The 13,874-nt window shown below is 43.7% G+C and carries 10 protein-coding genes and 1 other RNA gene; 5 read left to right on the forward strand and 6 right to left on the reverse strand.

The window, feature by feature from the left end; genetic code table 11:
• The first annotated feature begins 11 nt into the window (after positions 1 to 11).
• Both AV939_RS04270 and rnpB read left to right on the forward strand, forming a co-directional pair.
• On the forward strand, positions 12 to 1,472 hold the full coding sequence (locus tag AV939_RS04270) for a potassium/proton antiporter (RefSeq protein WP_061997179.1): 1,461 nt from the start codon (positions 12 to 14) through the stop codon (positions 1,470 to 1,472).
• A 53-nt stretch (positions 1,473 to 1,525) separates the two neighbouring features.
• An RNA gene (gene rnpB, locus AV939_RS04275) (RNase P RNA component class A) lies at positions 1,526 to 1,875 on the forward strand.
• A 41-nt stretch (positions 1,876 to 1,916) separates the two neighbouring features.
• Here rnpB and AV939_RS04280 read toward each other — a convergent pair.
• From AV939_RS04280 to AV939_RS04295, 4 genes are all read right to left on the reverse strand, one after another.
• Positions 1,917 to 3,869 carry a putative bifunctional diguanylate cyclase/phosphodiesterase gene (locus AV939_RS04280; RefSeq protein ID WP_061997181.1) on the reverse strand — a complete coding sequence of 651 codons (1,953 nt, stop codon included), beginning with the start codon at positions 3,867 to 3,869 and terminating at the stop codon, positions 1,917 to 1,919.
• A 157-nt stretch (positions 3,870 to 4,026) separates the two neighbouring features.
• The gene (locus AV939_RS04285) at positions 4,027 to 6,897 is read right to left on the reverse strand and encodes an ATP-binding protein (protein WP_061997182.1); all 2,871 of its coding nucleotides are present in this window, start codon (positions 6,895 to 6,897) and stop codon (positions 4,027 to 4,029) included.
• Positions 6,897 to 8,072 carry an ABC transporter substrate-binding protein gene (locus tag AV939_RS04290; RefSeq protein WP_061997183.1) on the reverse strand — a complete coding sequence of 392 codons (1,176 nt, stop codon included), beginning with the start codon at positions 8,070 to 8,072 and terminating at the stop codon, positions 6,897 to 6,899. Before AV939_RS04290 ends, AV939_RS04285 begins: the two co-directional genes overlap by 1 nt.
• 175 nt (positions 8,073 to 8,247) lie before the next feature.
• Positions 8,248 to 9,162, reverse strand: a complete 915-nt coding sequence (locus AV939_RS04295; protein WP_057793712.1) for an AraC family transcriptional regulator — start codon at positions 9,160 to 9,162, stop codon at positions 8,248 to 8,250.
• An 84-nt stretch (positions 9,163 to 9,246) separates the two neighbouring features.
• On the opposite strand from AV939_RS04295, the gene AV939_RS04300 reads away from it, so the two are divergent.
• Positions 9,247 to 10,395, forward strand: coding sequence for an iron-containing alcohol dehydrogenase (locus AV939_RS04300; RefSeq protein WP_061997184.1), 1,149 nt, complete (start codon positions 9,247 to 9,249; stop codon positions 10,393 to 10,395).
• 213 nt (positions 10,396 to 10,608) lie between these two features.
• The gene (locus AV939_RS04305; protein WP_061998158.1) at positions 10,609 to 11,139 is read left to right on the forward strand and encodes a 3'-5' exonuclease; all 531 of its coding nucleotides are present in this window, start codon (positions 10,609 to 10,611) and stop codon (positions 11,137 to 11,139) included.
• Positions 11,140 to 11,167: 28 nt separating this feature from the next.
• Here AV939_RS04305 and AV939_RS04310 read toward each other — a convergent pair whose 3' ends face one another.
• Positions 11,168 to 11,638 carry a hypothetical protein gene (locus AV939_RS04310; protein WP_061997185.1) on the reverse strand — a complete coding sequence of 157 codons (471 nt, stop codon included), beginning with the start codon at positions 11,636 to 11,638 and terminating at the stop codon, positions 11,168 to 11,170.
• Positions 11,639 to 11,954: 316 nt separating this feature from the next.
• On the opposite strand from AV939_RS04310, the gene AV939_RS04315 reads away from it, so the two are divergent.
• On the forward strand, positions 11,955 to 12,482 hold the full coding sequence (locus tag AV939_RS04315) for a CYTH domain-containing protein (RefSeq protein WP_057793706.1): 528 nt from the start codon (positions 11,955 to 11,957) through the stop codon (positions 12,480 to 12,482).
• Between the two features lie 204 nt (positions 12,483 to 12,686).
• Here the strand turns inward: AV939_RS04315 and metK are convergent, their stop codons facing one another.
• Positions 12,687 to 13,832, reverse strand: coding sequence for a methionine adenosyltransferase (metK, locus tag AV939_RS04320; protein ID WP_057793704.1), 1,146 nt, complete (start codon positions 13,830 to 13,832; stop codon positions 12,687 to 12,689).
• Between the last annotated feature and the right edge of the window lie 42 nt (positions 13,833 to 13,874).

Raw genomic sequence — 13,874 nt, forward strand, 5'->3', positions numbered from 1 at the left:
GGAGATAACTTTTGTTTGCCGTAGACCACATCATTCTACTCAGTGCTTTATTAGCCATTTTCGGCGTGTTGGTCAGCAAACTGTCTCCTCGTTTTGGTGTACCCGTACTTGTTCTCTTTTTGGGGGTGGGTATGCTTGCTGGTGAAGATGGTATCGGTCGTATTTCTTTTGATAATGCCGATGCCGCACATTCCATAGGAACCTTCGCACTTATCCTCATTCTATTTGATGGTGGGCTTCAAACTTCAAAGAAGTCTATTAGGCGGGCGTGGAAGCCGGCAGCGTTACTTGCCTCTATTGGTGTGGTCGGCACCGCGGCCATAACCGGTGTGGCAGCCATGTACATTCTCGATTTGCCCCTTTATTTAGGGCTGTTGCTTGGGGCAATAGTGGGCTCTACCGATGCGGCGGCGGTATTTTCTGTACTGCGTAATGCGGGCATTTCTATTCCATCAAGACTAAAAGCAACCCTAGAGCTGGAAAGTGCATCAAACGATCCAATGGCCATATTCCTCACTATTGGTCTTATCACTCTTATTCAAGATAGCAGCACAAAGGCGTCAGAATTAGCCTTATTGTTTGTCAGCCAAATGGGGGTGGGTGCAATTACAGGTGCAGTGGTCGGCGGCTTAGCGGTGGCGCTATTTAGGCGCGTAACCCTTATGGCAATTGGTTTGTATCCCGTATTCGTTATGTTATTTGGGGTGTTGGCCTTTGGTTTAGCGGCGAACTTAAATGGCAGCGGCTTTTTGGCTACTTTTATAACTGGCGTAATCGTAGGTAATAGCCGATTTTCCTATCAACGAAATACCTTTGTATTCATTGATGGCCTCGCGTGGCTAAGTCAAATTGCAATGTTCGTTATTTTAGGCTTGCTGGTAACGCCTTCTGAACTTTTACACACATGGAAAGAAGGCTTGTTAATCGCGGTAGTGCTTATTTTTGTGGCTCGGCCGCTGGTGGCAATGCCATTGTTGTTATTAAGCCGGTTTTCGTTTAAAGCCTCGGTGTTGATTTCATGGGTAGGGCTTCGCGGTTCTGTGCCTATAATCTTGGCTATTTTTCCGTTAATTTTTGAATTACCCAGCGCTGAGCTTATTTTTAATGTGGTATTTTTCATTGTGATGATTTCAGCCTTGCTACAAGGCTCAAGTCTGCCATTTGCCGCACGTAAATTAGGCTTAGTACTCGATAATCCTCGGGGGGAGTCGAATACGCTAGAAATCGTTAAAGTGGCAAAAGATAAACGGGAGCTCATTGAAATAGTGCTTCACTCTATGTCTGCCTCAACAGGCAAAAGTATTTCAGAGTTGGGGTTACCCGAAGACACTGTCGTGGCGTTAGTAGCCCGTGGTGAAAGTACGCTTATTCCCAAAGGAAGCACGGTATTACAGGCAGAAGATCAGGTTTTTGTTATAACAAAACTGCTGGATAAAAATATCGTAGAGACCTGCTTTTACGGCGATACCTAAAAGCTGCCAAGTGATTGTCGCTAAATAGGCCATCTTCATGTAGAATGCGCCGCGGAGTTGGCCAGGCAATCGCCGCTTTCGTAAGAAAGGGGAGGAAAGTCCGGGCTCCAAAGGGCAGGGTGCCAGATAACGTCTGGGCGGCGCGAGCCGACGACAAGTGCAGCAGAGAGAAGACCGCCTAAGCCAGCAATGGCCGGTAAGGCTGAAAGGGTGCGGTAAGAGCGCACCGCACACCTGGTAACAGGTTGTGGCAAGGTAAACTCCACCCGGAGCAAGACCAAATAGGATCCCTTAACGTGTGGCCCGCATGGGGATCGGGTAGGTTGCTTGAATCAGTGAGTAATTGCTGATCTAGAGGAATGGTTGCCCACGACAGAACCCGGCTTATCGGCCAACTCCACCTTTATTTGTGTAAGTGAAGCGTCTGCTTCACTTACCCTTTCTTTAAGCGCTCAATAATTTGAGTAAGTTATCCCAAGGTAACGGGCGCGATAAATAATATCCTTGTGCCCAGTCACAGCCGTTTTCTCGCAGATACGTCATCTGAGCTTCAGTTTCAACGCCTTCGGCAATAACGCGAAGATCGTAAAGCTTTGCCAAATTTTGAATAATCATCACCATTTTGTTGCGCGCTTCACGTTCTGAAAAGAGATCGTTAACAAATGAACGGTCGATTTTCAAACAATCGGCAGGGTAATGTATCAATTGACTGAATGCCGTGTAGCCGGTACCAAAATCATCGAGTGCTAAAGACACCCCTAATTCATCCAGTGCTTTTAGAGTTTCTAAACCGCTCACATCGTCGGCCACAAATGCGGTTTCAGTGACCTCGAGCTCTACGCATTCAGGGGCAATGCTATATTGCTCTAATAGGTGTTTTACTTGGGTAGGAAATACCTCATTATGAAGCTCCACACCCGAGATGTTAATGCAAATTTGCCCTTTGAAATCATGTTCTTTTTGCAAGGTGACTAGCGCTTGAAAAGCATTTTCAATCACCCATAAATCAATTTCTTTGATAAGGCCGGTAGCTTCCGCAACAGGTATAAACTGGTCAGGACCAATACCTTCAAGCTCAGAGCTAATACCTTCAAGCTTAGGGCTATTACCTTCAAGCTCAGGGCTATTACCTTCAAGCTCAGGGCTTTGGCAGCGCAGCAGTACTTCAATCGCGACAATGCTGTTATCTTTACAGTCGAATATTGGCATATAAACTAAAGAGAAATGCGCGTCATTCAAAGCCTGCCTTAAGCCTTTCTCGATGCGTTGACGTTGGCGTAGCGTATCAGCTATATTTTGGGTGAAAAACTTAAAGCAATTACGACCGTTATGTTTTGCGTCGTACATTGCAGCATCGGCATGATGAAGTAATGTTGAAGGATCACAGGCATCATCGGGATAAACGGCAATGCCAATACTGGCATAAATCATATGTGTGACGTCATCCACTTCAAAACCGCCGTCGAAAATATTAAGAATACGTGTTGCCACGACACTGGCATCAAGAGGCGCTTTAATATTGGGCAACAATACAACGAATTCATCACCTGCTAGCCTTGCTAGGCTTTCCGTCTGCGGCTTTAAAAGCTGGTCCGTAGGGCGGATTTCTTCCCAAAGTCGTTCACTGAACTCAAGTAATAATCTATCGCCTGCTTCATGGCCGTATTGGTCATTCACCTGCTTAAAATTGTCTAGGTCAATATACAATAAGCCAATGCGTTGTTTATCTTTCTCAGCTCGGGACAAGAGGCGCTCTAGATTGGTTTTAAAACTCCACCGATTGGGAAGGCCTGTCAACGTGTCGTAATAGGCCATCTTGCGAATATCATCATCATGCAATTGCATAATCGTCTGGTAGGCTTGTTCCTCGGAGCGTAAGGCGGCCAAGCAAATGGCATTTAGAGCCAACATGGTTAGAATGAACCGAATTGCTTCTACGAGTGAGTAGCTAGTCATCATTAAAAGAGAAGCTGGCGTAAACAGCAGTAGAATACTGGCCACACTAAAAATCACAAACCAAAATACAGCAGGCCAAAAGCGATTGATAAAAAGACTGATGGCAACAATAGGGTAAACCCACAGTAACCCAGTATTATTTTTACCGCCTGTAATGATTAAGCTCATTGATAATAAGAAAAGAATACCACTTAGTATGGAGGCTGCACGCTCAACATTACCGGTACGTTTTAATAGATAAATATTAAGTAAGCCGACCAATGCGTTGACGATTAATATAGTGCCTAGGACTTCGGCGCCGTCGACTAAGCTAAAACTCCCTAACGCAAATAAGAAAATAACGCCTAATATAGTTAATACTTGACAGAGCCTGTAGCGCCGTCGGTATCGTACTGCCAACATTTCTTGTTGGCCTGCTTTAATTTCACCGGTGTGAGTCATATTTACCAAGGCTTCATTAAGTATTGATATTAAGCTATTGCTGCTTAACAGTATTTACTATCAATGAGTCAATTTTTCTGATGTGTGCAAATAGGATAGACGACAAATCTACCCTATTCAAAGTGCGTGTTATTTGGGGAGATGAGGAGGGGCTGTATCAGCTAGGCTGTAATTTGGCTTCGGTGCTTTTTTCCGCCCAGTAGTTTACTTTTTCTAGTAGGTCTTGAACGTCGAAGGGTTTACTTAAATAGTCGTTCATACCAGCGTTAAAACAGTCTTCTCTGTCACCTTTCATGGCATTCGCTGTTAGTGCAATGATGGGAGCATTTACATACCGCTCGCCCGCCTCACCGCGACGTATTCGGCGGGTTGCTTCAAAACCATCCATGTCAGGCATTTGGCAGTCCATCAATATTAAATCAAAAGTCACTTTCATTTTCTTTAAGGCTTCTAATGCTTCAATACCTGATTTCGCACTCAAGGTTTTGTGGCCGCTTAAATGCTGTTTCACAATGACCTGGTTGATGTCATTATCTTCAACAATAAGAATTTTACGTTTTTGTGTTGCGGTGTTGTTGCTATTAGCCGCACTTAGTTGGGGCGCTACTAGGCTATCGTCGCCCTCTTTCAGTATGATGTTAAAAGTGAAAGTACTGCCTTCGCCTTTTTCACTTTCTAAACGAATTTCACCATCCATAAGCTCACACAACTGTTTACTGATAGAAAGCCCAAGCCCCGTGCCACCAAATTTGCGTGTTGTAGACAGGTCTTCTTGGGTAAAGACCTCAAAAATCCCTGCTTGTTTTTCTTTTGCGATACCTATCCCCGAATCTTTGACTGCGCAGGTCAAGCGAAGCTTATCGCCATTGGCATGTTCTAAGGTGGTAGTGACGTCAATTTCACCCTTCTCGGTGAATTTAACTGCGTTACCAATCAAATTAGAGAGAATTTGCCGGAAGCGAACCGAGTCTCCAATGACCACATGAAAACCTTGAAGGTTAAAATGAAAATGAAGGCGAAGCCCTTTTTCTTGACACAAAATGGCGTATTGCGACTGCAAGCTTTCTAGGGTTTCTAATAAATCGAAAGGTTGATCATCTATTTGAAGTTGCCCAGCTTCAATTTTAGAGAAATCAAGAATGTCATTGACGATGTGCAGCAGGCCTTGAATACTGAAATTAGCAAGCGAGAGGTAGTGCTTTTGCTCGTCGTTCAATGGGGAATTCGATAGCAACTGCAGTACCCCAGAAATACCGTGAATAGGAGTACGTATTTCATGGCTCATACTGGCAAGGAAGCCAGATTTCATATGCGCCGACTCTTCCGCTTTTTGCTTCGCATCTTGCAAATAACGCTCGGCTTGTCGCTGTTGGGTCACGTCTTGTTGAAAACCAATATAGTGGGTGACTTCGCCCCCAGACTTTACTGGAGTAAGTATAAGCCTGTTGTAGAAAGACGTTCCGTCTTTACGGTAGTTAAGTATTGTGGTTTCAACAGGTTCACGGTTTGCAATCGCTCTGCGAATCAATGTTGTTGCATGGCTATCAGTACCCTCACCCTGCATCAGCCTGCAATTTCTACCAATAATATCTTCTTTACTGTGCCCTGTAAGACGGTGAAATGCATTGTTAACATAAATTATTGGCTGGCCTGTGCGTTTTATGTCTGAAATAACAATAGAAACGGTAGCTTCATCCATGGCGTGATTGAGAATTTGTACATGACTTTCAAGGGAGCGCTGGGTGCTATAATCAACCCCAACGAAAATAGCGCCTTTGATATTATGGTTAGCATCTTCAAGTGGCGTATTGGTCCATTTAATATGCTTTTCTAGTCCGTCTTCTACCGAGAAGTGTTTTAACTCTCCAGAAGATTTATTAATGAGCTTGTTGAGAATGTACTTAACCGTACCCTCACGTTCTCCGTACTGATCTTCACAAAAAGCATCGAAGCGTTTGTTGCTTAACATCACGCGATGCTTTTCATCTACCACTAAGAGCATATCTCCCATCGAATCAATAACATTAGAAAACTGTTCATTCGATAATGACATCTCTGCAAGATCTGATATTAAAGTATCAAATGCACTGCGAATATTAGCTAATTCTCGGGCTTCTTCTACAATCACTGACTCTTGAGTATCGGTATCTTTAATACGATTAACAATGTCTTTATAAAGGGTTGAAAGGGTATTCTCCGCAAGCAGCGCAGTGGTACGAATCATGTGAAAATTAACTAAGATAATACCTATAATAATGGCCAACATGAGTAGTGCTAACCAATACAAACCTTTTAGGGCGTTGCCGATAGGTTTAATGCTATACAGGGTTAAGTTCTGATAGCGAGAGTCCTGCAACACATAGCCCATGGTATCCACGTCACTAAACGGAGTGCCTGGAATGATAAATTCAGGATCACTGCTGAAAAGTACTAACCCATTTTCATCAGTCACGACTTGGTTAGTTAGTCGAGGGTAGGGGGCTAATAAGGCTTGAAGGCTTTCCACGTACATGACTAGCGCACCTTCTGCAGCGCCGCTTAGCAAAACAGGCACTGAAAAAAGCACCCCATTTTGGGTGATTGAAGAAAATGATAGCGAAGCGCCAAGGGTCTTTTGCTGCCATGCAGTATCCAGTTTTTCAGAAATAGAATGACTCCAATTTTTCTGAATAACCATTTCGCCGGAAAAGTCGTATAACGCAAATTCTACATTACGGGTTTGGGTTAACTTTAACGATCTGAAGAACATAGGGAGATAATTATCCCGCTGTTCTAAATCCACCATTGAGTTGATAATAATATCGTTAGACGCAAGGTCAGATAACTGCCGGGTGGTATCATTAACGATGAAAGAAAGATCTTGCTTTAAGCCTTCAATAGACTGTTTTTGAACGCTCTCAATTTGCTGCTTGGCAAAAAAGAAGGTAAACGCAAAAAGCATTAACGCTACAATTAAAATTAACCCAAACAAACGGGGCAGCATACTGGTTAATAGGCGCTTTCTAAGCGGTGGTGGCTGGAATTGCATTACTGATTTTCCAGAACGACCAAGTTACCTTTTTTATCAAATGAAGCCATAAAATAGTCCTTAGCCATTAATGCGTCATGCTGTGTGGGGGTAAATGCTGGGTCATAAGTTTTCAATGCACCCTCGAAAGTACCTAAGTCTTCTAATGTGTTTCGTAGCGCATCTACATCCGTGGTACCCGCTTTTGTTACCGCTAATGCTAGCATATTGACAAGGTCATACGCGTGCGCAATGCCTGTAACCGCGTGAATAGCTTCAGGAGCGATTAAGCCATATTTGCGGTGGTAAGCTTCTAACAACTGCTGGGCTTTTGCGTGCTTCTGATAGTCAAAATGAAATGTTTGCAATACCGACAAATTCAGTAAGTCGGGCTCTACATTTAAACGCTCGATAAAGTTGCCTGAAGCAATGCCCCAATGGGAAACAACAGGCAAAGCTGTAAGGTTTTGGGCGGCTAATTCGTTCACTACCAACGCACCTTCAGGTGCATTAGCAACTAAAATGATGGCTTCTGCTTTGTCTGACTTGATAGCAGATATATCTTCTTCAAATTTTTTCTGTTGCCAGTTAATCCAGCGGGTAGTGGTTATGGTGATCCCCATTTCGGCCGCAGCCAAGCTGAGCGATGTCTCGTTAGAGCGCCCCCACCCAGTACGTTCTAAAATCAGTGCTACACGTTTAATACCGCGAGAAGCAACATGCTGAATAAGTACTTTTCCCGCCTCGGCATCACGGACTGATACGCGAAATACATTGTTGGGAGCATATTGGTTGTCTACCACTTGCGTACCCGCCGCCCAAGGAACGAGATAAAGCAAGTTAAGTTGATGAATAGTCTCAAGCTCGGCTAATGCCACAGGGGTATGTACGCCTCCTATTACCGCGATTAAATCGCTGTTGGTGGCGAGCTGTTTAATATTGTGAATACCGCGGGCAGGGTTACCTCTGTGATCTTTTAAGAGGATATCAACCGGACGGCCTAGCAAGCCCCCCTTTTTATTAATTTCATCTACCGCAAGTTCAACGCCTCGTTTAATGGCTACACCACCGTCCACGGCAACAGCCGAAAAGTCAGCATCTATACCAATATAGAGTGGTGTAGACGTCTCACTGCCGTTGGAGTGAAAACTTAACGTCAATAACGTTAACAGCCAAAATGTGAAACGTAAGCGCATAAAATCTTGAAGTTGAGGATAAGGCTAGTAATTGTATAGCATTAATTGGTTAGTTTTACCTTCCAAATCTTATTCTTTCGTCTATTTTTGTTTAATTATTAGCCATGCATAAACCGCACTTTTAGCAAGGTTTTGTTAGGCGAAAAACAGCCTTAAGTGAGTTATATTACTGCAATTAATTCGCAGATTGACGATCTTGGACTGGGGTGAATTGGTAGTATCGCTTAAACTCTCTAGAGAATTGCGATAGGCTGTTGTAACCCACCGCTTCGGCCGCGTCTCCCACTCGATGACCTAGCGCGATTAACTCTCTGGCTTTAGACAATCTAAATTTCTTTATATATTGGACGGGTGAGTCCAGCACGACATCACGAAATGCGCGGTGGAAACCAGATACACTCATGTTCACACTCGCAGCAAGTGAATCTACATTTAACACCGATGCATAGTCATCATGAATCGTTCGTAATGCTTGTGCGACTCTCGCATAGTGGCCGTTGTCAGTTAATCCACATAGTACGTGACCAGCTGGGCCATTGAGAACATAGTATACAATTTCTCGCACAAAACCTGCGCCCAGTGCCTGTGCACTATTACCGTGTGTTAATGCTTGTAGTAGTCTGCGTGTAGCATCGGTAATATTTTCATCTAATGACTGCTGACTGACTGTAAACGTAGGGGCGGGGCTGTTTTTTTCCTTGTCGTCACGCCATTGGGAAAGCTCTACCAGTAACGATGCGGGAATATCAATGACCAAACCTAATATGCAATCGTCATTGTCTAAGGTGGCAGCACATTGCGCAGGCAAGGGCACACCGAAAACAATGTAATCGCCTTTCTTGTATTCGATTTCACGATTATCAACATACAAGCGTTTAGTGCCTTGTAACATGATAATAATACCCGACTGATAAAGTAGCGGCTGCTTGGGGCTTCCGTGAGGATCGCGGAAAACTCGCACTCCTTCTATATCCGTTTTGCTCACGCCATTCAGTGCCGATTTACCTTTAGCGTTTAAAAACTGTTTCAGAATTTGGCTTAAAAAAGCCAGCTCAGTAGTGGAAACTGGATTGTTTGTAGAAATAGGCAAATTTTTTCCAGAAATAGACGGTTTGTTTACACGTAATGGCACTATTATGCATTAACACAGGCATGCAATGACAGAGGAAAGACCATGAAATTTTCATTTAGTAACCCAACTCGCATTCAATTTGGGCAAGGACAAATTGGCTCAATCAACACCCTTATTCCAAAAGACAGCCACGTTCTTGTGTTGTTTGGCGGCGGTTCGATTAAAAAGAACGGCGTTTACGACCAAGTAGAAAAAGCATTGGAAGGCTATAACTGGGAAGCTTTCGGTGGCGTTGAACCAAACCCAACCATTGAAACCCTAGACAAAGCTGTTGCCCTAATCAAAGAAACTGGTGTTGACTATATTCTCGCGGTAGGCGGTGGTAGCGTGATTGATGGCGCTAAGTATGTGGCGGCAAGTGCCGTGTATGACGGCGACGGGTGGGACATTCTAACTGGAGAGCACAAGGTTGATAAGGCACTACCTATTGGCGCTATTCTAACCTTGCCGGCAACAGGTTCTGAATCTAATGGTGGCTCTGTTATTAGCAAGAAAGCGACTAAGCAAAAGTTGGCGTTTATGTCTCCGTTAGTTTATCCGCAGTTTGCTGTATTAGATCCAGATGTAATAAAAAGCCTTCCGCATCGCCAGGTAGTTAACGGCTTAGTGGATGCCTTTGTTCATGTTTGCGAGCAATACTTAACCTTCCCGCAAAATGCTCCGGTTCAAGATGGTTACGCTGAAACCTTGCTAAAAACCCTAATTCAACTTGGCGGAAAAATTGATAATAAAGATGACGCATGGCGCGCTAACCTTATGTGGTCAGCAAACCAAGCACTGAACGGCCTCATTGGTTCAGGTGTTGCGCAAGATTGGGCTACGCATATGATAGGCCACGAACTCACGGCACTTTATGGTGTAGATCATGCTCGTTCATTGGCGATTGTTCAGCCGTCACTACTACGGGTTCAACTTGAGACCAAATCAGCGAAGTTAACGCAGATGGGCCAAAACGTGTTTGGTTTAGCACAAAGCGATGATATTGCCCTTCGCACTATCGATGCTATAGAAGCGTTCTATCAAAGCCTTGAAGTGGCTACCCAGCTTACCGAGCATGAAGGCGACAAGCAAAGTGCAGTGAATGCCGTGCTGGAAAACTTAAAAGGAAATAAGATGCTTTCCCTTGGCGAAACGGGTGCTATTACCCCAGAGGTAAGTGAGCAAATTCTTAACTTGGCGGTGGCTGAGTAATACCTATCTAAAAGTGGACTATCACTTTATATACAGCCTGCCTTCTGATTGTGTATTGATACAAACTGGCACGATTCTACTATTAACAAGGTAGATGAAGTGTCGGTTTGTTTTTTAATTATACAACAGAAGTATGATTTTCAATTCCGTTTGCGCTTTCTGAGTTCGTTTATTAAGTTTAAAGAAGGCAAGGCGTATATCACGCCAGCGCAGATGGGAGTTAGCTTGCAAAGAAATTATCCCCCTTCCATTATTGATGTGGAAGCCAGTGGGTTTGGTGCCCGTAGTTATCCTATTGAAATAGGGATAGTGCGCTATGATGGTGCAAAGTGGTGCAAACTCATTCGTCCCGTTGATAGTTGGGTTCATTGGGATCAAGAAGCAGAATCTTTACATGGTATCACCAGAGCCATGTTGAACACTTACGGCGTTTGCCCGGTCAAAGTGTGTCACGAGCTTAATGCCTTTCTAAGCAATACCATTGTGTATAGCGACGGATGGGTGGTAGATAACCCTTGGCTCATAAAACTTTTTGCAGCAGCCTCGGTACAAATGTCTTTTTCATGTCGAGCATTGGAGTATGTCTTGAGCGAACCTCAAATGGCGCTTTGGCATGACGTAAAAACAAATATTGAATCGCAAAGCGACGATCGCCGCCATCGAGCAAGTACCGATGCGAAAGTTATTCAAAGCACGTATGTGGAAACTCGTAATAAAGTGGAAGCGGCAAAGCACAAAAGTTAGTACCAGCTTTTAGTAATGCTTTTTAAAATCAGAAAAAGTATTGAACACCTAACGTAAGCGCATTGTTTTCTTTGTCTCCCACCTCTCGATGTTCAAATTCTAACGCCATATTCAAACCGCTCTCGTCACCAACTAGCCAACCTAATCGAGTAAACGTGCCTAAGTCTTCAGGTATGTAGCGCCATTCAGGATAGTATTGCAAAGGTGAGTGAGTCGTATTAAACGACGCATATACTTGCTGTTCAAAAAGTAGCGTTAAAGCACGCTGGGCGCGAATAGAAAGTTGACTGTTTTTGCTGGCGTTAAAATGATTATCGTAGCCAGGTATGGATTCAAGGCGCGTTTCATTAAAGCGACTTTTAATTTTCCACTTTGCTATTTTTTCGCTTTTGAACACGATGGGGCCGTAGTAGCCATCCCAATCAGCAGCCTCGCTGTAAGTGGCACTCAAAGGGGCAAGCAATATTAAACAAACCACGCAAGTTGGGTAAGTTTTCATGAATAAATTCCTAGTCGAGTGAGACAGCGTAAACGTGTTCTTTTGAATACCGATTATTATAAATTTAAGTGGTAGCTTCAAAGCCACAAAGGTTTTGTTCGCCCTAAGTGCCTAACTTTTCCTTAAAAAAATGACACAAAACTGAAACAAAAAATTAGAGCTGAATAGTAAGTGTAGTCTTTTATCCAAAAGGTGAAAAATAAACTTGTTAGATATTTCTATTGTGAACTAACTTTTAAAGGGTAGTAGTAAGACTTACTTCAATTGAGTGGGCAAAGCAGTACTTTCAAATAGGGAACATGGCCGGAGGTGAGTGATGCAAACGGAATGGGAATTTGAACGAAAGTTTTTAGTAAGTTATGTGCCAGAAGGTTTGTTAGATACACGAAAACCTGTGGCAATTAGACAAGGTTATTTAGCCACCGAGCCGGATAAGCATATTCGAATTAGGGACGAAGGTGGCAACTACACCATGGCCGTCAAACAAGGTGTTGGCCTTAAACGCAGAGATACGCGAATTGCGTTGGACTCTGAGCAATTTGCTGATTTATGGCCGTTAACCCAAAACATGCGGGTGGAAAAGCAGCGATATCGTATCGACTTTTTTGGTGCACAGCTGGTGGTAGACATTTTCACCGGTAATTTAGCACCTTTGAAAGTGGTGGAAGTTGAATTTGACAGTGAAATGAGCAGTCGACAGTTTTTACCGCCAGATTTCGCTGAAACGGAGGTAACCCATAAGAAAGAATTTCAAAATGTCGCGTTAGCGCGATTTGGTTTGCCTGATATGGTTATTGCAAGCGGCAGTATGAATAGTGCTTCTATTTTTGCAGGATCCATATAGTCCTATATAGCCATTATATAATCACTATGTAGCGAAGAAACTGCCTAGATATGGCTTGAAGATAGCCAAGGTTAAATAGATAAATATCTGAAATTAAAAAGGGTCGCTTTACTTTATAAAGTGAAGCGACCCTTTTTCTGTCTTTAGCTTTCAACAGCCTTGAGCTAGATAAACAGCCTTCGGCAGACTATACCGCTGAGCAAACTATACCGATGAACGAAGTGCTTCAGCTTTATCAGTCGCTTCCCACGGGAATGCCTCACGGCCGAAGTGACCATATGCAGCAGTAGGTAAGTAAATAGCACGCTCTAAATCAAGCATTTTGATTAGCCCATAAGGGCGTAAATCGAAATGTTCGCGTACCAACGCCACTAAGGTTTTCTCATCAACCACGCCAGTACCGAAAGTATCAATGCTAATAGAGGTTGGCTCGGCAACACCAATGGCGTAAGAAACTTGAATTTCGCAACGCTTAGCTAGCCCTGCAGCAACAATGTTCTTAGCAACATAACGGCCAGCGTATGCTGCGCTTCTGTCTACTTTTGAAGGATCTTTACCAGAGAAAGCACCACCACCGTGACGGGCCATACCACCGTAGGTATCTACAATGATTTTACGACCAGTTAAACCACAATCACCAACAGGTCCGCCAATAACGAAGCGACCGGTAGGGTTAATGTGAAATTGAGTGTTGCTATTAAGCCACTCGCTAGGAAGCACCGGTTTAATAATTTCTTCCATTACTGCTTCACGTACTTGTGCAGTAGAAACAGAATCACAATGCTGCGTAGAAAGTACTACCGCATCAATGCCTACAGGCTTGTCGTTTTCGTACTTAAAGGTAATTTGGCTTTTCGCATCTGGGCGCAAAAAGTCTAGCTTGCCAGACTTTCTTACTTCAGCTTGTTTTTGAACCAAGCGGTGAGAATAAGTAATTGGCGCTGGCATCAGTACGTCAGTTTCGTCACTGGCGTAACCGAACATAAGGCCTTGGTCGCCTGCACCTTGTTCTTCTAAACTTTCGCGGTCAACACCTTGGTTGATATCTGGCGACTGTTTACCGATAGCGTTTAACACTGCACAAGAGTCAGCATCGAAACCCATATCAGAGTGAACGTAGCCTATGTCTCTTACGGTTTTACGTGTAATTTCTTCAATATCAACCCACGCTGAGGTAGTGACTTCACCACCTACTAATACCATTCCGGTTTTAACGTAGGTCTCACAGGCCACGCGGGCACGAGGATCTTGCTCTAGAATAGCATCTAGAACCGCATCTGAAATTTGATCGGCGATTTTGTCCGGGTGTCCTTCAGACACAGACTCGGAGGTGAATAAATGCGTGGCCATACATGCTCCATAAGCGTTTATTGTTCAAAATAGGTGAGTATT

This window comes from Alteromonas sp. Mac1, from assembly GCF_001562125.1.
Lineage (GTDB): Bacteria > Pseudomonadota > Gammaproteobacteria > Enterobacterales > Alteromonadaceae > Alteromonas > Alteromonas stellipolaris.

What these genes read in the sequence shown, in the direction of transcription:
- AV939_RS04280 (WP_061997181.1), bottom strand. Translation starts at nt 3,869, where the DNA reads ATGACTCACACCGGTGAAATTAAAGCAGGCCAACAAGAAATGTTGGCA.
- AV939_RS04285 (WP_061997182.1), bottom strand. Translation starts at nt 6,897, where the DNA reads ATGCAATTCCAGCCACCACCGCTTAGAAAGCGCCTATTAACCAGTATG.
- AV939_RS04290 (WP_061997183.1), bottom strand. Translation starts at nt 8,072, where the DNA reads ATGCGCTTACGTTTCACATTTTGGCTGTTAACGTTATTGACGTTAAGT.
- AV939_RS04300 (WP_061997184.1), top strand. Translation starts at nt 9,247, where the DNA reads ATGAAATTTTCATTTAGTAACCCAACTCGCATTCAATTTGGGCAAGGA.
- AV939_RS04305 (WP_061998158.1), top strand. Translation starts at nt 10,609, where the DNA reads ATGGGAGTTAGCTTGCAAAGAAATTATCCCCCTTCCATTATTGATGTG.
- AV939_RS04310 (WP_061997185.1), bottom strand. Translation starts at nt 11,638, where the DNA reads ATGAAAACTTACCCAACTTGCGTGGTTTGTTTAATATTGCTTGCCCCT.
- AV939_RS04315 (WP_057793706.1), top strand. Translation starts at nt 11,955, where the DNA reads ATGCAAACGGAATGGGAATTTGAACGAAAGTTTTTAGTAAGTTATGTG.
- metK (WP_057793704.1), bottom strand. Translation starts at nt 13,832, where the DNA reads ATGGCCACGCATTTATTCACCTCCGAGTCTGTGTCTGAAGGACACCCG.